The following is a 21,692-nucleotide window of genomic DNA, read 5'->3' as shown; positions in this document are numbered from 1 at the left end:
TCGTCGATCCAGATTCGCTCGCAGCCTGGCTGCACCGGAGGGCATGAGCGGCAACTTCGAGCACTTTGACGCCCGGCCGGGTGGCTCCTACCGTTTGGTCCTCACCTATACGGACAAATCGACGGCAGCAGGCAAGGCCACGAGTGACACGGACGTCGTCGAGGCACGCTTCGTCGAGATTGTTCCAGGCGTCCGGGTTGTGCAAGCGGTCGACTTCGTATCAGATGATCCGGCTTATGCGGGCACGATGACAATGACGTGGGAAGTCGCGCCGGTGACCGCCGGAATGCGGGTGGAAATCCGCGCCGACAATGTCCCTGCCGGCATTTCCGCTGAAGACCATGCGGCCGGCCTGGCCTCGTCGCTGGCGAACCTGGCGGGATACCTGGAGTTGCAGCAAGACCGGTAAACGGAACCTTGAGGAGCGTGGCGACCCAGTTAGGATCGCCACGCTCCCGGTTGGCCGCTGCGTTATACGAGGGTGGCGGTGTCGATGACAAAGCGGTAGCGCACGTCCGAGGAGAGGACGCGCTCGTAGGCTTCGTTGATCTTGTCGGCGGAGATGATTTCGATCTCGGCCCCGATGCCGTGTGCGGCGCAGAAGTCGAGCATTTCCTGGGTTTCGGGGATGCCGCCGATCATGGAGCCGGCGAACGACCTGCGTCCGCCGATGAGCGCCATGGCGTTGACCGGCAGCGGCTCCGCGGGCGCGCCGACGTTGACCATGGCACCGTCCACGGTGAGCAGCCCCAGGAAAGCGCTGACGTCGATCGACGCGCTGACGGTGTTGATGATGAGGTCGAAGTAGCCTGCCAGTTCGGTGAAGGTGGTCTCGTCGCTCGTCGCGTAGTAGCGGTCCGCGCCGAGGCGGAGTCCGTCTTCCTGCTTCTTGAGGGACTGCGAGAGGACAGTTACTTCCGCGCCCATGGCGTGGGCGAGTTGGACGGCCATGTGGCCGAGTCCCCCAAGGCCGACGACGGCGACCTTCTTGCCTGGGCCGGCGCCCCAGCGGTTCAGCGGCGAGTAGGTCGTGATGCCCGCGCAGAGCAGCGGGGCGGCGACGTCGAGATCGATGCCGTCCGGAATGCGGAGCACGAAGTCCTCGGTAACGACTACATGGGTGGAGTATCCGCCCTGCGTGATGGTCCCGTCGCGGTCGGTCACGCCGTAGGTTCCCACCATGCCGTTGAGGCAGTACTGCTCATCGCCGGCCTTGCAGTTCTTGCACTCGCCGCAGGAGTTGACCATGCAGCCGACGCCGACCCGGTCGCCGACGGCGTGCTTTGTCACCTCGGTTCCGACCTCGCTGACGATGCCGGCGATCTCATGGCCGGGAACCAGCGGGTAGGCCTGCGGCCCCCACTCGCCGCGCACGGTGTGGATGTCGGAGTGGCAGATGCCGGCGTACTTGATCTCAATCAGGACGTCGTGCGGTCCGGCGTCGCGGCGTTCGATGGTCGTGGGAACGAGGTCCTCGGTGGCAGAAGGGGCAGCGTAAGCGTGGGCAATGGTGGTCATGTGTTTTCTCCTTCTAGGGGGCTGGTCAGTTGGTCGCTGTTGTGGGCCGGTCGTACTCCAGCCTGTCTTTGGGCACGCCGGACCGGCGGACCATTGGGTCCGCGAATTGATGGGCATGTTGTTTACTGTTTCCTGGTTTTCTTGAGGTCTTCGGCCAGCGTGCGTGCCTCGTCCGAGAGCCTCTCGGCCCTGGCGCCGTCACCGGCGTGGACGGCCTGCCAGTAGTCGATTTTCAGCGCGACGTACCGTTTGCGCAGGGCGATGGACCTCGCTTCGTCCTCCAACTGCTCCTGCTGCGCTTTCAACAACGCGATCTGCTCCGGGGCAGCGGCCGGCCCTAAGGCTCCGTTCGCGAGGTAGCGGCGCATGTCGGCGACCGACATGCCCGTCGCGCTTAGGCACGACACCCAGATCAAAAGGTCCAGGTCTTCGTCCGTGTAGACGCGGTGCTTGCTGCTCGCGCCGCGACGGATCGGGGTGATGACGCCGATGGATTCGTAGTAGCGCAGCGTGCTGGCCGGCAGCCCGGTCAGTGCCGCTGCCTCCTTGATCGAGTAGGTGTGCCGGATGATTGGTGCGCTCACTACATCAACGATAGGAACTTCAAGTACTTGAAGACAAGGGGCTATGTCCAGCCCACCTCGGCGGCTAAGAGTGAACACATCACTCGGCCTGGCATGCCGACGACGATGGCGTTGTCGCTTACTCCACTGTGGTGAAGTACCACTGGCCGTTCGATTCGGTACAGTCCCGCATGAGCGAGGTGCCTTCTTCGTTCAGCACGGTCCATTGCTTCCATTCGCAGTGGACGTAGGTGGGCTCCCAATACACGTAGTTCATGCCGGCCGCATTGGCCGCAGTAGCACCCAGGGCGGCGATTCCGGCGGCGACGGTCGTGGCGGCGATTGCACGTGTCAGTACGGTACGATTGGACAAAAGGTACTCCGTTCCTCTTCGGCAGCGGACTGAGTCCCGACCGCCTCCCATACTAGATCACGTTTTGATAACGACGGCGAACGCCTGGCTACCGTCGAACGCTGATCAGGCCTTTGTTCGACCGACCGGCATGTTTGCGGAAGCGAGTCCGAGTTCGTCCTCGCCGAGGCCAGCGAAGTAGGACTCCACCGTCGCGCGGTCCACCTCGGCCAGGGTGGCCGGCTTCCACTTGGGGTTGCGGTCCTTGTCGATGACTTGCGCCCGAACCCCTTCGGCGAAGTCCGGCGCCGCAAGCAGGCGGATGCCCAGGCGGTAGTCCTGGTCCAGCACTTCCTCAAGCGTCTCCATCTTGCGGGCCCGGCGCAGGGCTTCGAGCGTGAGCTTCACGGAGGTCGGCGACTTGGCGGCGAGTTCCGCGGCCGCGTCCCGGGCGTTGGGTTCACCGGATTCCTCCAGCACGGCGAGGATCTCCTCGGCGTCGTCATACGCATAGCAGGCGTCGATCCAGAGCCGTTCCTTTTCAAGGCCCGACGGCGGCACCTCCTTGTGCGCGCACCTCGCGATGGCTTCTTCCGCAGGAGTGTCGGCGAGCGCTGCGGCCAGCTCGGGCAGGTCGGCGCTGTCGATGAAGTAGTCGGCCAGGCCCAGCAGGATCGCGTCCGCCCCGTCACCGGTTCCGGCCGTAAGGGCCAAATGCGTGCCCAGCTCGCCCGGCGCCCTCGAGTACAGGAAGCAGCCCCCGACGTCGGGAATGAAACCAATACGCGTTTCCGGCATGCCAACCATGGTCCGCTCGGTCACCACGCGGTGCGAGGCGTGGGCGGAGAGGCCGATGCCGCCGCCGAGTACCACGCCGTCCATCAGCGCGACGATCGGCTTGGGGTAGCGCGAGATCAGCGAGTTCATCCGGTACTCGTCTTCCCAGAACACTTCCTTGTCGGCACCGGCCTGGATGTGCCGGTAGATCGCGACGATGTCCCCGCCGGCGCAGAGCCCGCGCTCACCCGCACCCGAGAGCAGGACTGTTTCGACGCCGTCGTCCGTTGCCCACTCCTGCAGCGCGGCCGTGATCGCGGTGATCATGGTGTCATTGAGCGCGTTGATGGCCTTGGGCCGGTTCAGGATGATGTGCCCGAGGCGTCCGGTACGCTGCAGCAGAATCTCATTGGTGTCCATCAACCACAGCCTAATGGGAATAGGTTGGATGTAGTCCGGCTAGGTTGGAAGTTGCACGGGAAAATTTGGAGGACAGATTGCACATCAAGGCCACCGCCACGGTCCAGATCGACAACGAGCAGTTCCGGGTCACCGAGTGGAGGTTCCCGCCCGGCACCGAGACGGGCTGGCACCGCCACGAGCTGGACTACGTCGTCGTGCCTATGACCACCGGCGAGCTACAGCTTCAAACTAACGACGGCGAATCCGTGAACCAGCTGACCGCAGGGCAGTCCTACACGAGGGCAGCCGGCAGCGAACACAACGTGGTCAACCCGGGGCCGGGCGAATTCGTCTTCGTGGAGATCGAAGCTAAGTAGCCGTAACGATCTGGGAGTAGTGCTCCACGGTGGGGAACGGCTCGTAAAAGTGGTGCAGCAGTTTCTTCCACTGCTGGTAATCGGCGGATCCGCGGAAGCCCTCGGTATGGTCTTCGAGCCGGTCCCATTCGACCAGCAGCAAGTACTTGCGGTCATGCTCGATGCAGCGGGACAGTGAGAGCTTGCCAAAGCCGCGCATGGCGGAAATGATGGCGGATGCTTCCCGGAAAGCCGCTTCGAAAGCCGTGTCTTGGCCGGGGCGGACCTGCAGCAGCGCGTGTTCTGTAATCACTGCCCTATCGTTGCAGGCCGGCCCCCGCTCGCAGCCCTAGCCCTTTGTGTTCACCCCTCATTTTTGGGGTGTTTTGGGGATTGAAAACCCCTCCATTTGAGTGTTCGGGTTTTTACAAGCCGGGCCGGTAAGACTTTGTCTGTCTTGACCGGGGGGGATGATGACCCTTGGCCAACGATCAAGCTCCGGTGCCCGGCCGTATCCCCCAACGACAGCCGGGCACCGGTCCACATTCCGGTGCAGAGAACGACCGCCTTGGTTATGCCGCCGGGCTATCTCGCGATGGCGTCTTTCACGAGTTGTTCGAATTCTTCAAGGCTGGATGGCTCGATGAGCTTGCCGTCGAGGAAGAAGGTCGGGGTGCCGGAAACGCCGAGGGCTGTGCCGTCCTGCTTGTCCTGCTCGATGCGGGCGGCCGTAGCCGGATCCGCGACGGCGTCGTCGTAAGCTGCCAGATCGAGGCCGAGGTCCTCGGCGTAACCGCGGAACGTGGCTGCACGGGATTCTGCGGAGTGGGACCACTCGGCCTGGGTTTCGAACATCCGGTGGTACATGTCCTCGAATTTGCCCTGCTGGGCGGCTGCTTCAACGGCAAGGGCCGCGTTCATGGAGTTCGGATGGCCGGCCAAGGGGAAGTAGCGGCTGACGATGGTCAGCTCGCCCTCATATTTGTTACTCAGATCCTCAATGAACGGGTAGGCGGCGAGGCAGGATTCACATTCGAAGTCCAGGAACTCGACCAGGACCGCCTTTTCGTCCTCGGCGGCGGCTAACCGGTGGCTGTCGGCCCGCACTACCTCTGTAGCCTCCGTCGGGGCTGCCTGAGTAGCCGTGTCCTTCGTGTTGATGAGGGCCACGATGCCGATAACCACCACCACGGTGGCGACGATGATACCGATGGCGATCTTGTTGGGCAGGCTGATGGAGGACTTGGCTGTCACGAGGGTTGTTCCTTTAAGTTGCGCGAGCTTCTCGGGTTGATTCTAGCCGTGGCTACAGCAGGCATCGCCTTTCCAGGCTTCCCGGCCTTCTTTGAGGGCGACACCCGCGATGACCAACGCTGCCACCGGGTCGGCCCAGGACCAGCCAAGCGTGCTGTTCAGCACCAGGCCGACGAGCAGCACCCCCGAGAGGTAGGTACAGAGCAGGGTTTGCTTGGAGTCCGCGACTGCCGAGCGCGAGCCCAGTTCCCGTCCTGCCCGGCGCTGGGCCCAGGACAACAGGGGCATGATGGCCAGGCTGACGGCCGCCAGCACGATGCCCGCGGTCGAGTGGTCGGCTTCGCGTCCGCCGAGGAGGGAACGGAGCGCATCGACAGTCACGAAGGCGGCCAGGGCGAAGAACGAGAACGCGATGAAGCGCAGTGCCTTTTTCTCCCGCGCTTCCGGGTCGCGGCCGGCGAACTGCCAGGCGATTGCTGCGGCGGAAGAGACCTCGATGAGCGAGTCCAGGCCGAAGCCGATGAGCGCGCTGGACGAGGCCAGCGAACCGGCGGTCAGCGCGACTGTCGCTTCGATGATGTTGTAAGTAATCGTTGCCGCAACGAAGAATTTGATCCGGCGCGAAAGGACGGCGCGGCGGATTGGTGAAGGAGCAGTGGTGTTGCTTGCGGGAGCAGCCATTCAGCAGCAGCCTTTCTCAACGCTTTCGTTGCAGCAGGCCGGATCGACAGCCAGCACAACGTCGAGCAGGTCTGTCAGTGCATGGCCCAGCTTCGGGTCCGCCAGTTCGTACCGTGCACGGCGGCCTTCCGGAACGGAGACCACCAGTCCGCAGCCGCGCAGGCACGCCAAGTGGTTCGACAGGCTCTGTCGGCTGACGCCGATCAGTTCCGCCAGATCGCTCGGATAGGTCGGAGCATCATGCAGGGCCAGCAGTATCCATGCGCGCGTCGGGTCCGACAGTGCATAGCCGAACCGGGACAACACCGAAGAATGAACGATGGTTTCCATAACGCCATAGTACATCGAACGCTGTATTCACCCGCTGACTGTACCTATACGCCGGAAGGCGGGCGCCGCCGTCGTTGTTTGGATCCTGGCCGAGGGCCTGCGGGGCGGACAGGCAAAAGGCCCGGTGGCCGTCCGGAATGTCCAGAGGGCCCCCGGGCCTGGCTCCTGCCGTCAGTGTTCTGCGGTCAGCGTGCTGCCGTCAACGTTCTGCGGTCAGTGTTCTGCGCGTTACTTGGACTTGGAGCCCTTGCTCTTCGCTGCCGCGTCCTTCTCCGTCTTGGTGCCCGCGGTGGAGAGTTCGCCGCCGGCGTTCTCGAGGTGGGCGCGCATGAACCACTGGAAGAGTTCAAGCTCCGCCGTCTGGCCGATCAGCATGTCCTCCGTGATGGGATCGAGCTCGCCTACCGTTTCAATGGCCTTGCGGTGATCCTCCACCACGCCGTTGTAGACGACGTTCAGCGCGGCCAGATGCTCGGTGGTTCCGGCGCGGTTGATGGAGTAGTCGTCCCAGCTACGGGCGTTGACCAGGGCGCCGGGCAGGCCGTTGGGCGAAACACCCAGGGTGGCCATGCGTTCGGCAACCGCGTCGATCATGGCGCGGACCTGCTCGATCTGCGGGTCCAGCATCTCGTGGACACCGATGAAATCGCGGCCCACCACATTCCAGTGTGCGTGCTTGAGGGTCAGCTGCAGGTCGTTCAGGGCGTGCAGCCGCATCTGCAGCGTTTCGCCCACCTTGTAGCCATCCTCGAGCTGGAGTCCCGGTACGGTAAAGCCTGCCTTCGATCGGTCCTTTGCAGCCATCAAAAACCTCCTTACTCGGTGCGCCGCGTATCGGCACGCCACTTCCTCCAACCTAGCCACCACGGCGCTGGCCGTCCACGGAATACGGTTGACTTAGCTCAGCGCGAAATTCAGCATGCTTAGTATTCCGGGGTTGAGGAGACGCGAGGCGGCGCGAGAATGACGCGAGGCGACGCGAGCGCGCAAGGTGATTGCCGCCGTCGTTATTTGTCACACCGTGGTGTTGGGGGCTTGGTTTTCATCGCCGAACTGCCGGAGGGCTTCCTTCTTTCGCAGGGCATCCAGCCGGTTCATCAGGGGCGCGGTGGTGGCGCCGTGCAGGACGATGGACATCGCCACCACCAGCCCGACGACGGCCCACAGCTCGCGCGCTTCGGCGTCGAACTCGCCATGACTGAGGGCATACCCAAGGTAGTAGAGGGAGCCGATCCCGCGGATTCCGAAGTAGGCGATGGCAAGGCGTTCGCGCGGCCCGGGCCTGCCGCCGATCAGCCCCAGCCACCCGGCCAGCGGACGGACCAGCAGCAGGAACGCGAGCGCCACCAGCACCTCGATCCAGCCGATTCCTGCCAGCAGGCCGCGGGCGATGGCGCCGCCGAGGAGCACCAGGATGACCACCGTCATCAACCGTTCGAGCTGTTCCACGTAGCTGTGCAGCACCTTGTGGTACCCGTGGGTGTGCTCGGCAGAACGGATGGTGACGGCGCAGACGAACACCGCGATGAAGCCGTAGCCCTCCACCATCTCGGCCACGCCGTAAGCCAGGAAGGTGGCAGCCAGCGCCACGAAACCCTCGGAATGATCCGACAGCCGCAGGCTCTTGTACCGGGCCGCGAAGAAGATCCGGCTCAGGAGTTTGCCCGTGCCGAACCCGAGCAGCACGCCGACGCCGATCCGCCACACGACGTCGACGGCGAACCATTGCGGGAACCAGGCTTCCGGAGCCGTTCCGACCAGGCTCATCACGATGGCCAGATAGACGAAGGGGAAGGCGAGCCCGTCATTGAGGCCCGCTTCCGAGGTCAGGCCGAAGCGGACCTCATCCTCGTTGGCGTCCGTTTCGGCATCGGCAGGCTCCCCCACCTGCACCTCGGAGGCCAGCACCGGATCGGTGGGCGCGAGCGCAGCCGCAATAAGGATGGCCCCGGCCAGCCCGAGGCCCAGCACCCAGAGTCCCAGCAGCGTCATCACCAGGATGCACAGCGGCATGACGATCCCGAGCATGCGCCACGTAGTGGACCATTCCCGCCAGCGGAACGGCCGGTCCAGCGCCAGCCCGGCTCCCATGAGCGAGATGATGACGCAGATTTCGGTCAGATGCGTGGTGAACTCGGCGTACTTGACCGGGTCCGGGTCCGGCAGGTTCCGGAGCACGGTGAAAGCGAGAATGCCGGCACCGAGGAAGACCATCGGCATGGAGAGCGGCATGTTGCGCAGGAGTTTGGGCAGGATCGCCGCGGCGAAGACCGCGAGGCCTGCCTCGAAGAACAGAATGCTGGGGGCTTCGAACACGGTTGGGCTTCTTTCTGCCTCGCCCGGCCAACTGTCCGGAACTAGTCAGCAAGCTTAGCGCTTGGTGTGGGCGGTCAGCCATACTGGGGAGATGACCGATTCAATTGCCCACCTCCGCTCCCGCCAGGAAGAACTGGTGCGCCGGCTCGCCGTCGAGAATTCCACCCAACAGCTTGCCGCGCTGAGCGAAGAGCTGGAATCCGTTTCCCGCCGCATCCAGGACACTGAGGCCGCCAAGGATCCGGGCGTCTGAACTGGCCTACCGGACTAGTCCTCCCCGTCGGAATGCTGGCGGATTCTCAGGCCGTTCGCTCCGCGCGCCGGAACTTTAGCCAAAGCACGACGGCGGCCAGCAGTACTGCGGCCGAGCAGATCGCGGCGGCGATGGCCGTGCCGGTGGATTCCAATCCCCCGTCCACCCTGCCGACGGCGATCCAGGCCAGGCCCCAGGCGAGGGCAAGTGCCGGGGCAATCCTGCCGCCGGTCCGCCAAGCCTGCGCGATACCGATAACCGCAGCTACCGCGAGGACAACGGAAGCCAGCAAAGGTACGGACAGACCGAAGCCGGAGAAGCCAGCCGCGCCGAGCACCGCCGAAGTGTTCGCTATCGTCGCGACGGTGACCCAGCCCAGATAGAGGCCAAAGGTGCCGTCGGTAATGATTGTGTCCGCAGCATTCTCCGCCCTGCTGCGCATCAGGATGAACAGAATGCGGATCAGGACCGCCAGCAGGACCACGATCACCAACAGGCTCGCCGCCAGCCATCCGGCCTGCACCACCCAGATCCACGCCGCATTCAGCAGCATCGCGGCGGCGGCCCATGGTCGCAGCACGCGGTGGCGGTCTGAGCGGCGCTGGGCCGGCAGCAGTTGCCAGATGGAATAGGCGAACAGGCCCAGATAGATCACGGACCAGATCCGGAAGGCCGGGGAAGCCGGCGCCAACGGCGTGGAATCGGCCGAGAGCCACCCTCCGGCGGCGTCCTGAATGGGCGTGCCGACAATCGCGCCGCTGCCCAGAAAGGCGCCGATGATCGCGACAATCCCGCTGATCAGTACCAGCACCGGAATGGCCGGACCTGCTTGGCCCCGTGTTGTCGTTTCCATGGCTTCTCCTCGCTTGGCAGCTTACTCCCCCGTGTGCTTGACTCGATCATAACAATTTCGATGATCGAGAGATAAGTGCACTGTTCTTCCCGTCCCGCGGCTCTGCCGGGACGGGTCTCCGGAAGGGACTTTCCATGACGACGTCGTTGGTCTGGTTCCGCGACGATCTGCGCGTTCGGGACAATCCGGCACTGCTGGCTGCCGTGGCGGACGCGCCGGCGGTGGCGCTGTATGTGCTGGACGAGGAGAGCCCAGGCATCCGCCCGCTCGGCGGCGCGGCTCGCTGGTGGCTGCACCACGCGCTGGAAGACCTATGCCGCGAGCTGGACGGGCTCGGCATTCCCCTGCTGCTGCGCCGGGGACCGGCTGCCGGGATCGTCGGCGAAGTCGCGGAGGCACTGGACGCCGGAGCCGTCTACTGGAACCGGCGCTACGGCGGCCCCGAGCGCCAGGTCGACGCGGAGATCAAGGAGGAGTCCGTTGAGGCAGGCCTCCACGCGGAGAGCTTCCAAGCCTCGCTGCTGCACGAGCCGTGGCAGATCCGCACCGGCCAAGGCAACCCATACAAGGTGTTCACGCCGTTCTGGAAGACGGTTGCCGAGCTGGACTTCCGCAAGCCGCTCTGTGCGCCGGATCCGGGGCAGCGCTTCCGCGGTCGCCTGCCGGAGTCCGAGGACCTCGACAGCTGGGAGCTGCTGCCCCGGCGGCCCGACTGGGCGGACGGCCTGCGCGAAACCTGGACCCCGGGAGCGGCGACGGGACACGAACTGCTGGAGGAGTTCATCGACGAAGCGCTGGCGGCCTACCCGCAGGGCCGCGACCGCCCCGCTGCCCACGGCACCAGCCGGCTCTCCCCCTACCTGCGCTGGGGCCACCTCAGCCCGTTCCAGATTTGGCACGCGGTCGCCGCCCGCCGCACCGCAACCAACGGCGAGGCCGTCCGCACCTACCTCGGTGAGCTGGGCTGGCGGGAGTTCTGCTGGCACCAGCTCTACCACCAGCCGCTGCTGGCGGAGCGGAACCTGCGTCCGGAATTCGACGCCTTCCCCTGGCAGCGGCCCGGGCAGCGCAAGCGGAACAACGACGGCGGCGGAGCCTCGCCTGCCGCCTTGAATAAAGACGGCGGAGCCTCGCCTGGAGCCCGGAACAACGACGGCGGTGCCTCACCCGCCGCACGGGTCCGCGCCTGGCAGCGCGGTAGGACCGGGGTGCCGCTCGTGGACGCCGGCCAGCGCGAGCTGTGGACCACCGGCTGGATGCACAACCGGGTCCGGATGGTCTCGGCCAGCTTCCTCGTTAAGAACCTGGGCATCGACTGGCGGGTCGGCGAGCAGTGGTTCTGGGACACACTGGTGGACGCCGACCCGGCGAACAACCCGGCCAGCTGGCAGTGGGTGGCTGGCTCGGGCGCGGACGCGGCACCGTTCTTCCGGATTTTCAACCCACTGACCCAGCAGGCCAAGTTCGATCCGGACGCCCGCTACGTCGCCCGCTGGGTGCCGGAATACGCCGGCCCGGACTACCCGGAGCCGATCGTGGACGTGAAGGAATCCCGGCAGGCGGCGCTCGAGGCATACCAGGCCCTGCGCCGGGACAAGGCCGGCTGATGGGCTCCAGTGTCTCGGTAGTGATCCCCTGCCTCAATGACGCCGGGCCGCTTGAGGCGTGCCTGCGTTCCCTTGCCGGCCAACTGGACCCGCCGGACGAGGTCATCGTGGTCGACAACGGCTGCACCGACAACAGCGCCCAGGTCGCCGCGCGTTTCGGCGCCCGGGTCATCGTGGAGCCGACACCGGGCATCCCGGCAGCAGCGTCGGCCGGCTACGATGCGGCCACCGGTGACATCATCGCCCGGTGCGATGCCGACTCGGTCCTCCCGGCGGACTGGCTCCGGCGCATTGAGGCGGCGTTCGCCGATGAGCCTGAATTGGCCGCGCTGACCGGAAACGGAACCTTCGCGCTCCCCCGCCCCGCCGCCGTCGTACTCTCCTTTCTTTATCTGCGCTCCTACTACCTGGCCACCGGTGCGGCACTGGGCCATTGGCCGCTGTTCGGTTCCAACATGGCGTTGCGCAGGCAGTGCTGGCTGGAAATCAGGGACCAGGTCCACCGGCAGGACCGTGAGCTCCACGACGATCTGTGCCTGAGCTTCCACCTTGGGCCGCTGCGAAGGATCCGCTTTGACCGGCAGCTGACGTCCGGGATGTCCCCGCGGGCCATCGCCAGCGCTTCCAGCCTCAGGCTGCGGTTTCGGCGGGCGCTGTATACCCTGTCCGTACACTGGGCAAATCAACCGCCGGCTCAGCGTTGGCGGGCACGGCTGACCGCAACACGAAGGAGACGCTCCGCATGAAACAACGCGTGCTGGTTACCGGCGCCACCGGCTATATCGGCGGACGGCTGGTCCCGCGGCTGCTCGACGCCGGCTACCAAGTCCGCGTGCTGGTGCGCTCCCCTGCAAAGCTCAAGGCGGTCCCGTGGCATGACCAGGTGGAAATCGTCGAAGGCGACCTCGGCGATGCGGCTACCGTGGCGCGGGCATGCGACGGCGTGCAGACCTTCTTCTATCTGGTCCATTCGATGGGCTCCGGCGAGGGCTTCGAGCGCCAGGAACTCGAGATGGCCCGGACGGTTGCCGAGGCGGCTGCGCGCGCCAAGGTCGAGCGGATCGTTTACCTGGGCGGGCTGCATCCGGAGGGCGTGGAGCTTTCCCGGCACATGCGCTCGCGCACCGCCGTCGGACGTGTGCTGCTGGAAGGCGACGTGCCCGCGGTGGTGTTCCAGGCGGGCGTCGTTATTGGTTCCGGCTCCGCGTCCTTCGAGATGATCCGCCATCTCACGGAGAACCTGCCCGTCATGCCGGCACCGAGCTGGGTGCGGCGGAAGATCGAGCCGATCGCCATCCGCGACGTGCTGCACTACCTTGTCCACGCGCCGCAGCTGCCCGCGGGGCTGAACCGCACCTTCGACATCGGGTCGCGCGAGGTGCTGACGTACGCGGGCATCATGTACGGCTACGCGCACCAGGCGGGGCTGGCGCGGCGGCGGGTCTATTCGCTGCCCATCCCGGCGCCGAAACTGGCCGGCTGGTGGGTGGCGCTGACCACGCCGATCCCGCACTCCATGGCCGTGCCGCTGGTGGAATCCCTCCAGCACGACGCCGTAGCCGCCGAGCACGACATCGACAACTACATTCCAAAGCCCGACGGCGGACTGACCGGCTACCGCTCGGCCGTTCAGCTGGCGCTGGGCAAGATGGCCAGCGGGGAGGTGGAGACCAGCTGGACCAACGCCTCGCAGGCCCCGCCCTCGGACCCGCTGCCCAGCGATCCCGAGTGGGCCGGGCAGACGGTTTTCGTGGACGAGCGCACGCGCAGCACCGACGTGCCGCCGGAGCACGTGTGGCGGGTGATCGAGGGCATCGGTGGGGCCAATGGCTGGTACTCCTGGCCGGCGGCCTGGGCGATCCGCGGGGTGCTGGACAAATTGGTGGGCGGCGCCGGACACAACCGTGGACGGCGGCATGCCGACCGGCTGGTGGTGGGCGACGCCGTGGACTGGTGGCGGGTGGAAGCCATTGAGGAGTCGCCCGCGGGCAAGGTGCTGCGGCTGCGCGCCGAGATGCGGGTGCCGGGCGAGGCCTGGCTGGAACTCTCCGCGCTGGCCGACGGCGCAGGAACCACCTACCTCCAGCGCGCCATCTATTTCCCGCGCGGCCTGTCCGGCAAGCTTTACTGGTGGCTGGTGCTTCCGTTCCACGGGCTGATCTTTCCGTCCATGGCGCGCAAGATCATTCAGCGGGCGGCGGCGTACCAGAGCAGCAGCATGGTCACCAGGAATCCGGTCACGTAGTTCAGCCAGAGGAAGCGCTTCCAGCCGGCGTTGCTGCGTTCGGCGTCGTTGTCCGGCAGCGATCTGAACGGCCAGATGTTGGCCAGGTACGGCACGGCCAGCAGCGCCCCGAGCATGCCCGGCCAGCCGGTGAAGAGCATCAGCAGGCCGGCCAGCGCGTAGGCGGCGAGCGCGTACTTGACCGTCGCCGCGGCCCCGAGCACTGTGCCCACGGAGCCGACGCCGCCCTGCCGGTCCGCGATGATGTCCTGCACAGCGCCGAAAGCCTGGCTCGCCATCCCCCACAGGAAGAACGCGCCCAGCAGCGCCCAGAGTCCGCCGGTAAACTCGGCCCTCGCCAGCACCAGCCCGAACAGCGCAGGACTGACAAAGTGGAAGCTGGAGGTCATCGAGTCCACGAACGGGCGCTCCTTGAACCGCAGCCCGGGCGCGCTGTAGGCCACCACGGCGAACAGGCTCAGCGCCAGCACCAGCGCGGACAGCCACGTCCCCACCGCCAGCAGGTACAGCACGAACGGCAGCGGCAGCAGCAAGGCCGCACGCAGCGTGATCCGGTGCAGGGACTTATCCAGCACCGCTCCCTCGGCCCCGCCCTTGCGCGGATTAAGCACGTCGGACTCGTAATCGAAAACGTCGTTGATGCCGTACATCATCAGGTTGTACGGGATCAGGAAGAACAGCGTGCCCAGCACCAGCGGCAGCTCCAGCGTCTGGGCGGTGAGCAGGTAGGCCGCGGCGAACGGGTAAGCCGTGTTGACCCAGGAGACCGGCCGCGAGGACACAAACAGGTTGCGCAGCACGGAGGCCGGCTTGAGGTCATTCATCGCGCGATCTCTTCCCCGCCGGCAGCAGACTCCACACCGCGGGCAGCAGCACGGCCGCGGCCAGCACATAGGCAAAGTCCTCCAGCGGCGCGAGCCCGATCCGCCAGCCGGACGTATGCTCCGGACTGTACTTGAACAACCCGGCAGCGATCATCAGGTTGTCGAACACCGCGGTCAGCACGCACAACGCCAGAAAACTAAGTACGACGGCGGCAACCACCTTCCGCGGCCGGTGAACCGGACGCTGGCCCACCCCGTGCTGGTTCGCCGCGGGCTGGTTCGCCTGCCGGCTTTCCCCTACTCGCCGGCGGCGGACCAGCGCCGCCACGAGAGCCACCGCCGCGGCGAGAGCAAGGAAGCCGAGGTTGAGCAGCAGGTACGTCATCGGGAGCCTGCCTTTTCGCCACGCGTTTCCCCATTGGTTTCCCCATGGGATTCCCCACGCCGGACCGCTTGTCCCGCCGGCAGGAACGAGCCGGTCCGGAGTCTCCGGCTGAACAGCAGGAACAGATTCATGGTCAGGTAGCACAGGAACAGCAGGAAGAATCCTTCCTCCAGCGGCAGTTCGGGCGCCAGCAGAATGCCGGACATGATCTGCGTTTGTCCCCGGTAGAAGATGCCCAGCGCAATGCCGCTGAGATCCCACGCCAGGAAAAACACGAGCCCGGCCAGCAGCACCAGGGCAGCCCGCAGCGGGGCAATCCGCACGAACAATTTCAGCCGCCAGTCCAAAATGACCATGCCGGCCAGCGAGAACAGCAGCGCGCCCAGATAGATAAAACCGGTCAACTCACGACTCCCGACCCCGGGCTAACGGAAGTCAGCAGCGGTTCGGCCAGCGCCGTCGTCGTAATATCGCCGCGGATGCGCTTGAGCAGGATTTCGGCGCTGATCAGGCACATGGGCAGCCCGATGCCGGGGATGGTGGTCCCGCCCGCATAGTAGAGGCCGCCCACCTTGCGGCTCTTGTTCCGTCCGCGCAGGAAGGCGCTTTGCTTGAGCACATGCGCCGGGCCCAGCACGCCGCCGCGCCAGGAGTTGTAGTCGGCTGCGAAATCCGCCGGGCCCACCGTGCGGCGAAGGCGGATTCGTCCGGCGAGATCGTCGATTCCGGCCCAAGCGGAGAGCTGCTCGATGACGGCGTCCGCGATGGCCTCGATCCGTTCATCGCCCGCGCCGTTGATCCCGCCGGCCCCGAGGCTTGGGTCAGGTGGCACCGGCACCAGGATAAACAGGTTTTCGTGTCCCTCGGGCGCAACCCCCGGGTCGGTGGCACTGGGCTTGCAGACGTAGATCGACGCCGGATCCGGCACCCTCGTCTGCTTGCCGAAGATCGCACCGAAGTTGGTGTCCCAGTCCTTGGTAAAGAGCAGCGAGTGGTGTTCGAGCTGCGGCAGCTTCCCTTCCACGCCGAGCATGACCAGTACGGCCCCGGGGCCCGCGACGCGTCGGCGCCAATACTGTTCCGGGTAGGTCTGCAGGGCGCGGGGCAGGAGTTGTGTTTCAGTGTGGTGCAGGTCCGCTGCGGAAACCACGGCGTCGGTCGCCAAGGTGTGGGTTGCGCCGTGCTGATCCCGATAGCGGATCCCGAAGGCCCGTGGCTTTCCGCCCGGACGGCTTTCAGTCAGGATGTCCGTCACCTCCGCGCCCGTCAGGATGCTGGCGCCCGCGCCTTCGGCCAGCTCACGGACCGCTTCGATGATGCGGCCGAAGCCACCCTGCGGGTAGAGCACTCCGTCGTCCAGGTCCAGGTGGCTCATCAGGTGGTACATGCTGGGCGTCAGCTTCGGCGCCGACCCGAGGAACACCGCGGGATAGCCCAGGATCTGGCGAAGCCGCTCGTCCTGCACATACCGGCCGGCGAAGGAATCCAGCGGTTCCAGCAGCAGCCGGGCCAGCTTCGGCCCGCCGCGCAGGACTTCGCGGGTCAGCAGCGGCCTGAAGGAGGCGAAGGATGTGTAGAGGAAGTACTTTTTCGCCAGCTCGTAGGTCTCTTGGGCGGAGTCCAGGTAGCCGCCGAGCTTGCTGCCCGCTCCCGGCTCGAGCTGTTCGAACGTCTTCTCGTTCAGGCCGCGGTCCTGCCGCATGTCCACCGGCTGGTCGCGACCTTCGAAAAACACCCGGTAGCCGGGGTCCAGCACGCTCAGGTCCAGCCGTTCCGCGGACGAGGTGCCGAGCAGCTTGAAGAAGTGGTCGAAAACTTCCGGCATCAGGTACCAGGAGGGCCCGGTGTCGAACCGGAAACCGTCCTGTTCCCACGTGCCGGCCCTGCCGCCCACGTCGGGCTGTTTCTCGAGGACGGTGACCCGGTATCCGTCGCGGGCCAGCAACGCCGCCGAGGCCAAACCTGCGAGTCCGGCGCCGATCACGGTGATCCTGCTGCCTTCAGGTACTTCCCGTCCTGCCTGTTTCCGGCGTCCGAGGCTTTCCGGCTGGCTCCGCGCCCCTAGCTGCTTCCATACTCCGGGCGGCTTCCGTTGCCCGCCGCTCACCGGCTGCTCCTGTGCAGCGCGGCTAGCACTGGCACCGGCCGCAGCTTCCAAGCGCCGGAGCGTCCTTGCTGTGAGTACCAGGCGGACGCCACCAGCCGCAGCTTGACCGCGTCCGGCACGCGCACGCGCCGCGCCAGCAGTTCCCGGGCCGGGACGGCGCGCAGCCGCCTGGCCAACTCTGCGAACAATGCGTGCACGGCGGCGACGGCAGTCCGACTGCCCGCGGGCAGCTGAGGAATGACCGCTGCGGCAGCTGCCAGGTCCGCTTCGATGTCGGCCAGCAAGGCATCCTTCTGGGCGTCGCTGAATTCGCCGACCGTGACACCGGGGAAGTAGCTGCGCCCCAGGTCCTGGTAATCGTCGGAGAGATCGCGCAGGAAATTCACCTTCTGGAACGCGGCACCCAAGCGGCGGGCACCGCCGTCGAGCCTTGCCAAATGCTCGGCATCAACGGGGCGGCCGAGCAGGAAGGCGCGCACGCACATCAGTCCCACTACCTCGGCCGAGCCGTAGATATACGCTTCGAAGCTGTCGCGGGTGTGCCCGGTCTGCTCCAGATCCGCGCGCATGGAGGCAAAGAACGGGCGGATCAGCTCCGCCCCGATTCCCACTTCGCGCGCAGTGATCGAGAAGGCGTGGACCACCAGGTTGGAGCTGTAGCAAACGGCCACCGCGTCCAAGGTTTCCTGCTCGAGCTTGTCCAGGCAGCTGCGTACTGCTTCCGGCGCGGACCCGGATCCCGCGCAGGCCCCGTCGACGCACTCATCGGCGATCCGGACCAGCGCGTAGATGTTTTCCACATGGCGGCGTACGGGCCTTTCCAGCAGCCGCGTCGCCAGCGAGAATGAGGTGGAATAGCGCCGGATAACGACGGCGGCGGCCTCCTGGGCAACGGAAGCGTACAGTCCTGCCTGCGCCTGGTTATCCATCATCGTCTCCTTTGGACGGCACGGTTGAGGACGCCGTCGAGCTTGATAAGCAGCTGCGGCGGCAAGTGTGAATCTTCCAGGGCGGCACGGGCCCGGGCGGTGTAGCACTCCGTCAGGTCTTCGACGTAGGCACGGGCACCGCAGCTCTCCAACAGTCTGCGGACCTCATCCGCCTGTTCAGGACTCCGGATCCCCCGGTCCTGCGCGGCAGCAATCCGGGGCCACTCGGGCGTGTTCCGGGCGTAGACCATCAGGGGCGTGGACTTGGCCTCAGCGAGATCACCCACCGTCGTCTTGCCCGTGAGGGATTCGTCGCCGAAGGTACCCAGCAGATCGTCCACGAGCTGATAAGCCGTCCCCATGAACCGGCCCACCGTGCCGATGGTCTCCACGGCCAGCAGGTCAGCGCCGGCCAGGATGGCACCGGTGCGCAGCGGCGCTTCGAACGAGTACACGGCGGTCTTCAGCCGCGACATCGTCATCACCTCCGGCAGCGTGGGCAGCTCCGGCGCGCCGGCAAACTCCACGTCCAGCAACTCACCACCGGCGGAGGCGAAGACTGCGGCATCCAGTTCTTCCAGCAGTTCAAACCGCAGCTCGCCGGCCAGCTCTGCCCCGGCGATCAGCCGGTAGGCTCCGGTCAGGGCAAGGTCACCGGCGATGATGGCAGCGGACTGGCCACGGTGTTCGGCATGATCCGCAGGAAACCCATGACGGGCAGCGCGATCACGGAATTCGCCGGCAAGATTCTTCACGCCGCGGCGCTTGAAGTCGCGGTCGATCACGTCGTCGTGCAGGATCAAGCCGGTGTGCAGCAGCTCGAAGGCCGCTGCCACCGGTGTCACGGCGTCAAAGTCGGTACCGCCCAGGCCGCTGTAGGCGGTGAACACCAGCTCCGGCCGCAGTCTTTTGCCCCCGTGGGTGCCGCGGCGCAATACGTCCCACAATTCGCCATAAGCTGTTCCCATGGCTCCGGCTTTACGCCGGGCCGCGTCGAAGTACTGTTCCAGCACACGCTCAGTGCGATTGTGGTGCTGTTCAGTGCCGGAGGCCGGCGCCGCCTGGCGTTCCATCGGGATCGTCATAGGGAATAGTAAACATGATTATCTCTCGGTAATCGAGAAACATGGCAGGATTGATTTTATGAACAGCGTCCACTCCAGCGACTCGAGCATTGAGAATGTTGTCCTGGTGGACAACGACGGCGCCGCCATCGGTACCGCCGACAAGGCCAAGGTCCATACCGCGGCCACGCCACTGCACCTGGCTTTCTCCTGCCACCTCTTCAATCAGGACGGGCAAATCCTGGTGACCAGGCGGGCCCTGTCAAAACTGACTTGGCCGGGTGTGTGGACCAACTCCTTCTGCGGCCATCCCGCCCCGGGCGAGACCACGGCGGAAGCCGTCATCCGGCGCGCACCGCAGGAACTCGGAGTCGCAGTTTCCGGGCTGCGACCGGTCCTGCCCGACTTCCGTTACCGCGCGCTGGACGCCTCCGGCGTGGTGGAGAACGAAATCTGCCCGGTCTACACAGCCGTCTTGGAAACCGATCCGCAGCCGGCGCCTGCAGAGGTTTGCGAGTGGCGCTGGACTGATCCGGCGGCCCTGTTCCGGGCCGTGGACGCTGCGCCCTGGGCCTTTAGCCCCTGGCTGGTGCTTCAGCTGCCATTGCTTGCTGCTGCCGAACCGGCGCTGTTCCGCTCCTGACCCACGCTCCGCTCCGGAACTGCTGTCCGCTCCTGACCCACGCTCCGCTCCGGAACTGCTGTCCGCTCCTAACCTGCCGTCCGCTCCTGACCCGCTGCTTGTTCGCGGGCGCGGATCATCGCATCCCGCAGCTCGGCCATGAACGTGGAGAGCAGTTCAACTTCCTCGGCCGAATGCCGCGCAACCACCTTGATGAGTTCTTCAACCATGGGTGAAAAGATCTCGGCCCCGGTGGTGCGGGCGCTCTCCGTGATTTCCAGCTGCACCTGCCTGCGGTCGGTTCCACTGCGTTCGCGGACCATGTGGCCCACCTTGCCCAGCCGGTCCACCAACGCCGTCGTCGCGGCGGAACTCAGTGACAGTTTCGCGCCAAGGACCCCTGGCGTGATCGTCCGGCCCTCCCGCTGGGCATCAATCACCGCAGTCAGCGCATTCAGGTCCGTCCGGTGCATGCCGTAACGGCGGCCCATGGTATCGATGTAGCGGTCGGTCTCCGTGGTGAAGCTCTGCAACAGCAGCATGAGCTCCCGCCCGGGGTAGTCGGCGCCGGGAGGCACCTGCCCGGCTTTGAACTCGGCAACAGGCTGCACGGGTTTCGCGGCGTCCGCGGCGGAGGCTGGCTCCCCGGCGGAGGCTGGGGAACCTGCAGGCATGGACGAACCGTCGGAATCAGAACTTGGCATAACGCCAATGGTAAGCCTCGCTGGAACTTACCCTCCCGGCGTCGTACTTTGGCGGTAAGTTTGAGAGATGGCTACGGACGATCAGGTTTACGAAGATTCGGTGGGCCGTCGGGAGACGTTCGAGGAGAAACTCGACCGCAACTGGAACGACCTGCTGCAGGAACTGCGCGTTATGCAGACCGGCGCACAGATCATCACCGCCTTCCTCATGACGCTGCCGTTCCAGGCGCGGTTCGAGGACCTGGCGCCTTATCAGGTTGGCCTCTACGTTGCGCTGCTGACTTTTTCCGGCCTGTTGACCTGCGTCATCATCACGCCCGTGGCTATCCACCGCAAGCTTTTCGGCCTGCATGTGAAAGACTCCACCGTGGCGCACGGCCACCGCATCGTGAAGTCCGCAGTGCTCGGCATCGGGCTGATGGCCACCGGCTGCGTCGCCTTCATTCTCGACGTCGTGGCGGGCGACCAGGTGGCGATCTACGTGGGCGGCGGCGTGGTGCTGGTCATGCTCGCGCTGCTATGGGTGATCCCCGCCCTGCTCAAACGCGCTGTGAACCCCGAGGACGCGAAGCATCAGTACGGCGACAAGAACAACGACGCCGGCAAGAACAGCGAAGCGGTCGACTAACCCTTCGTCCGCTAGCCTTGCTCCACGCCGGTGCCCGCTTCCTGCTCCTCGCCGAGTCCGGTTCCCTTCTCCCTGTCCGGCTCCAGGATCAGGACTATCGCATCATGAGACACGGCAACCGTCTCAGGGATGCCGTCCAGATGAATATCCACAACATCCCTGGTCCGGCGGACAATGAAGCCGGACAACGTTCCGGCATGGACGTCGTGGTTAAAGCCGACGATACTCACGGCGCGGCCGAGGTCGGTGAGCCTCAGGTCTGCGGCCAGGCGCCTGACGGTTCCCATAATCGGGTCCTTTGGAAAGTTCCGTTAGATAGGGGCAGTCTATGCTCCAGATAGGCTAGAGGGCATCGCCCCAGACTAAGGAGATTCCATGAGTTCCCTGCTGACCCCGCTGGTCACGAGCGCGGGATTGATCGGCGGCTTCCAAACCGCCCGCGCCACCAAGAACCGTCCGCTCGGCGGCGCCGTGCTCGCCGCCGCAGGTGCGGCAGCTTTCGTTTTGTGGAAGCGCGACGCCGGCACGGGGACCGCTGCTGCTTTGACCGGCCTATACCTGGCTGCGTTTGGCGCCTCCCACCCGCTGGCGAAGAAGATGGGTGCCTGGCCTGCCGTCTACACGGTCGCCGCAGGAACTGCGGTAGCCTCTCTGGTGTTCGGCCGCCGCCGGGCCTGACCGAAGCTGGGTCCTAGGCTGAATGCAACTTCCGCCTAGGCCAAGGCCCGCTCCACGCCGCCTTCACAGGCGGCCGGACCCGCGCTTCCTTCCTGCACAGGCCACTAGTCCTCCACATTGGCGCTTTTTCCGCGCTATTCGAAGACGTGTTCTATAGCGTTGAGGTATGGCAATCGCACCGTTCGAAGCGCATCAGGAGCCCGCGGGCTTCCTCGCTTCCGTGCACGCCGCCCTCCAGGACTTC

Annotated in this window: 28 protein-coding genes; 9 read left to right on the top strand and 19 right to left on the bottom strand. The window is 65.7% G+C overall.

Features of this window, described 5'->3' with window-relative positions:
- Positions 1-43 precede the first annotated feature (43 nt).
- The gene (locus tag B0G38_RS21710; protein WP_264671390.1) at positions 44-409 is read left to right on the top strand and encodes an SRPBCC domain-containing protein; all 366 of its coding nucleotides are present in this window, start codon (positions 44-46) and stop codon (positions 407-409) included.
- Between the two features lie 62 nt (positions 410-471).
- Here the strand turns inward: B0G38_RS21710 and B0G38_RS21705 are convergent, their stop codons facing one another.
- The 4 genes from B0G38_RS21705 to B0G38_RS21690 all read right to left on the bottom strand — a co-directional run bounded on the left by B0G38_RS21705 (position 472) and on the right by B0G38_RS21690 (position 3,630).
- Positions 472-1,518, bottom strand: coding sequence for an NAD(P)-dependent alcohol dehydrogenase (locus B0G38_RS21705; RefSeq protein ID WP_264671389.1), 1,047 nt, complete (start codon positions 1,516-1,518; stop codon positions 472-474).
- A gap of 122 nt (positions 1,519-1,640) precedes the next feature.
- Complete coding sequence (locus tag B0G38_RS21700; protein WP_264671388.1) at positions 1,641-2,102, bottom strand: MerR family transcriptional regulator; 462 nt, start codon at positions 2,100-2,102, stop codon at positions 1,641-1,643.
- A gap of 118 nt (positions 2,103-2,220) precedes the next feature.
- The gene (locus tag B0G38_RS21695; RefSeq protein WP_264671387.1) at positions 2,221-2,454 is read right to left on the bottom strand and encodes a hypothetical protein; all 234 of its coding nucleotides are present in this window, start codon (positions 2,452-2,454) and stop codon (positions 2,221-2,223) included.
- 105 nt (positions 2,455-2,559) lie between these two features.
- The gene (locus tag B0G38_RS21690) at positions 2,560-3,630 is read right to left on the bottom strand and encodes an enoyl-CoA hydratase/isomerase family protein (RefSeq protein WP_264671386.1); all 1,071 of its coding nucleotides are present in this window, start codon (positions 3,628-3,630) and stop codon (positions 2,560-2,562) included.
- A 77-nt stretch (positions 3,631-3,707) separates the two neighbouring features.
- Between B0G38_RS21690 and B0G38_RS21685 the strand changes: the two genes are divergently transcribed.
- Positions 3,708-3,989 carry a cupin domain-containing protein gene (locus tag B0G38_RS21685; RefSeq protein WP_264671385.1) on the top strand — a complete coding sequence of 94 codons (282 nt, stop codon included), beginning with the start codon at positions 3,708-3,710 and terminating at the stop codon, positions 3,987-3,989.
- Here B0G38_RS21685 and B0G38_RS21680 read toward each other — a convergent pair.
- The 6 genes from B0G38_RS21680 to B0G38_RS21655 form a co-directional block, all read right to left on the bottom strand.
- The gene (locus tag B0G38_RS21680) at positions 3,982-4,281 is read right to left on the bottom strand and encodes an antibiotic biosynthesis monooxygenase family protein (RefSeq protein WP_264671384.1); all 300 of its coding nucleotides are present in this window, start codon (positions 4,279-4,281) and stop codon (positions 3,982-3,984) included. The genes B0G38_RS21685 and B0G38_RS21680 overlap by 8 nt on opposite strands.
- 272 nt (positions 4,282-4,553) lie before the next feature.
- Complete coding sequence (locus B0G38_RS21675) at positions 4,554-5,222, bottom strand: DsbA family protein (RefSeq protein WP_264671383.1); 669 nt, start codon at positions 5,220-5,222, stop codon at positions 4,554-4,556.
- Positions 5,223-5,264: 42 nt separating this feature from the next.
- Positions 5,265-5,903 (bottom strand): cation transporter, encoded by a 639-nt coding sequence (locus tag B0G38_RS21670; RefSeq protein WP_264671382.1) that lies wholly within the window; start codon positions 5,901-5,903, stop codon positions 5,265-5,267.
- Positions 5,904-6,233 carry an ArsR/SmtB family transcription factor gene (locus B0G38_RS21665; protein WP_264671381.1) on the bottom strand — a complete coding sequence of 110 codons (330 nt, stop codon included), beginning with the start codon at positions 6,231-6,233 and terminating at the stop codon, positions 5,904-5,906.
- A gap of 228 nt (positions 6,234-6,461) precedes the next feature.
- Complete coding sequence (locus tag B0G38_RS21660) at positions 6,462-7,037, bottom strand: Dps family protein (protein WP_264671380.1); 576 nt, start codon at positions 7,035-7,037, stop codon at positions 6,462-6,464.
- 210 nt (positions 7,038-7,247) lie between these two features.
- Positions 7,248-8,549 carry a cation:proton antiporter gene (locus B0G38_RS21655; RefSeq protein ID WP_264671379.1) on the bottom strand — a complete coding sequence of 434 codons (1,302 nt, stop codon included), beginning with the start codon at positions 8,547-8,549 and terminating at the stop codon, positions 7,248-7,250.
- Between the two features lie 91 nt (positions 8,550-8,640).
- Between B0G38_RS21655 and B0G38_RS21650 the strand changes: the two genes are divergently transcribed.
- Positions 8,641-8,802 carry a hypothetical protein gene (locus B0G38_RS21650; RefSeq protein ID WP_264671378.1) on the top strand — a complete coding sequence of 54 codons (162 nt, stop codon included), beginning with the start codon at positions 8,641-8,643 and terminating at the stop codon, positions 8,800-8,802.
- Positions 8,803-8,848: 46 nt separating this feature from the next.
- Here the strand turns inward: B0G38_RS21650 and B0G38_RS21645 are convergent, their stop codons facing one another.
- A complete protein-coding gene (locus B0G38_RS21645) occupies positions 8,849-9,655 on the bottom strand; it encodes a tryptophan-rich sensory protein (RefSeq protein ID WP_264671377.1) in 807 nt (268 codons plus the stop codon).
- A gap of 134 nt (positions 9,656-9,789) precedes the next feature.
- On the opposite strand from B0G38_RS21645, the gene B0G38_RS21640 reads away from it, so the two are divergent.
- The 3 genes from B0G38_RS21640 to B0G38_RS21630 are packed head-to-tail and all read left to right on the top strand — an operon-like array spanning position 9,790 to position 13,507.
- A complete protein-coding gene (locus B0G38_RS21640; protein ID WP_264671376.1) occupies positions 9,790-11,262 on the top strand; it encodes a cryptochrome/photolyase family protein in 1,473 nt (490 codons plus the stop codon).
- The gene (locus B0G38_RS21635; protein WP_264671375.1) at positions 11,262-12,008 is read left to right on the top strand and encodes a glycosyltransferase family 2 protein; all 747 of its coding nucleotides are present in this window, start codon (positions 11,262-11,264) and stop codon (positions 12,006-12,008) included. The genes B0G38_RS21640 and B0G38_RS21635 overlap by 1 nt, the downstream gene beginning before the upstream one ends.
- On the top strand, positions 12,005-13,507 hold the full coding sequence (locus B0G38_RS21630; protein ID WP_264671374.1) for an SDR family oxidoreductase: 1,503 nt from the start codon (positions 12,005-12,007) through the stop codon (positions 13,505-13,507). The genes B0G38_RS21635 and B0G38_RS21630 overlap by 4 nt, the downstream gene beginning before the upstream one ends.
- Here the strand turns inward: B0G38_RS21630 and B0G38_RS21625 are convergent.
- The 6 genes from B0G38_RS21625 to B0G38_RS21600 all read right to left on the bottom strand — a co-directional run bounded on the left by B0G38_RS21625 (position 13,450) and on the right by B0G38_RS21600 (position 18,837).
- Entirely contained in the window at positions 13,450-14,331 is an 882-nt protein-coding gene (locus tag B0G38_RS21625; protein ID WP_264671373.1) for a prenyltransferase, read from the bottom strand. The two genes, B0G38_RS21630 and B0G38_RS21625, sit on opposite strands and share 58 nt — an antisense overlap.
- Positions 14,324-14,716, bottom strand: coding sequence for a lycopene cyclase domain-containing protein (locus B0G38_RS21620; protein ID WP_264671372.1), 393 nt, complete (start codon positions 14,714-14,716; stop codon positions 14,324-14,326). Before B0G38_RS21620 ends, B0G38_RS21625 begins: the two co-directional genes overlap by 8 nt.
- Positions 14,713-15,120: a lycopene cyclase domain-containing protein gene (locus B0G38_RS21615; protein WP_264671371.1), complete on the bottom strand. Its 408-nt coding sequence runs from the start codon at positions 15,118-15,120 to the stop codon at positions 14,713-14,715. The genes B0G38_RS21620 and B0G38_RS21615 overlap by 4 nt, the downstream gene beginning before the upstream one ends.
- The gene (gene crtI, locus B0G38_RS21610) at positions 15,117-16,700 is read right to left on the bottom strand and encodes a phytoene desaturase family protein (protein ID WP_264671400.1); all 1,584 of its coding nucleotides are present in this window, start codon (positions 16,698-16,700) and stop codon (positions 15,117-15,119) included. The genes B0G38_RS21615 and crtI overlap by 4 nt, the downstream gene beginning before the upstream one ends.
- Positions 16,701-16,819: 119 nt before the next feature.
- On the bottom strand, positions 16,820-17,755 hold the full coding sequence (locus B0G38_RS21605) for a phytoene/squalene synthase family protein (protein WP_264671370.1): 936 nt from the start codon (positions 17,753-17,755) through the stop codon (positions 16,820-16,822).
- Positions 17,752-18,837 (bottom strand): polyprenyl synthetase family protein, encoded by a 1,086-nt coding sequence (locus B0G38_RS21600; protein WP_264671369.1) that lies wholly within the window; start codon positions 18,835-18,837, stop codon positions 17,752-17,754. The genes B0G38_RS21605 and B0G38_RS21600 overlap by 4 nt, the downstream gene beginning before the upstream one ends.
- A 58-nt stretch (positions 18,838-18,895) precedes the next feature.
- Here B0G38_RS21600 and idi point away from each other — a divergent pair, with 58 nt between their 5' ends.
- Positions 18,896-19,459 carry an isopentenyl-diphosphate Delta-isomerase gene (idi, locus tag B0G38_RS21595; RefSeq protein WP_264671368.1) on the top strand — a complete coding sequence of 188 codons (564 nt, stop codon included), beginning with the start codon at positions 18,896-18,898 and terminating at the stop codon, positions 19,457-19,459.
- A gap of 68 nt (positions 19,460-19,527) precedes the next feature.
- On the opposite strand, the gene B0G38_RS21590 is transcribed toward idi, so the two are convergent.
- Positions 19,528-20,112 carry a MarR family winged helix-turn-helix transcriptional regulator gene (locus tag B0G38_RS21590; RefSeq protein ID WP_264671367.1) on the bottom strand — a complete coding sequence of 195 codons (585 nt, stop codon included), beginning with the start codon at positions 20,110-20,112 and terminating at the stop codon, positions 19,528-19,530.
- 97 nt (positions 20,113-20,209) lie between these two features.
- On the opposite strand from B0G38_RS21590, the gene B0G38_RS21585 reads away from it, so the two are divergent.
- A complete protein-coding gene (locus tag B0G38_RS21585) occupies positions 20,210-20,770 on the top strand; it encodes a DUF6328 family protein (RefSeq protein ID WP_264671366.1) in 561 nt (186 codons plus the stop codon).
- An 11-nt stretch (positions 20,771-20,781) separates the two neighbouring features.
- Here B0G38_RS21585 and B0G38_RS21580 read toward each other — a convergent pair whose 3' ends face one another.
- A complete protein-coding gene (locus B0G38_RS21580; protein ID WP_264671365.1) occupies positions 20,782-21,057 on the bottom strand; it encodes a hypothetical protein in 276 nt (91 codons plus the stop codon).
- 88 nt (positions 21,058-21,145) lie between these two features.
- Between B0G38_RS21580 and B0G38_RS21575 the strand changes: the two genes are divergently transcribed.
- Complete coding sequence (locus B0G38_RS21575; RefSeq protein ID WP_264671364.1) at positions 21,146-21,448, top strand: hypothetical protein; 303 nt, start codon at positions 21,146-21,148, stop codon at positions 21,446-21,448.
- Positions 21,449-21,692: the final 244 nt, after the last annotated feature.

This window comes from Crystallibacter permensis, assembly GCF_025960875.1.
In the GTDB taxonomy this organism is placed as follows: domain Bacteria; phylum Actinomycetota; class Actinomycetes; order Actinomycetales; family Micrococcaceae; genus Crystallibacter; species Crystallibacter permensis.
Note: the sequence above shows the minus strand (reverse complement) of the source record. Positions and strands in the feature narration are given on the sequence as shown.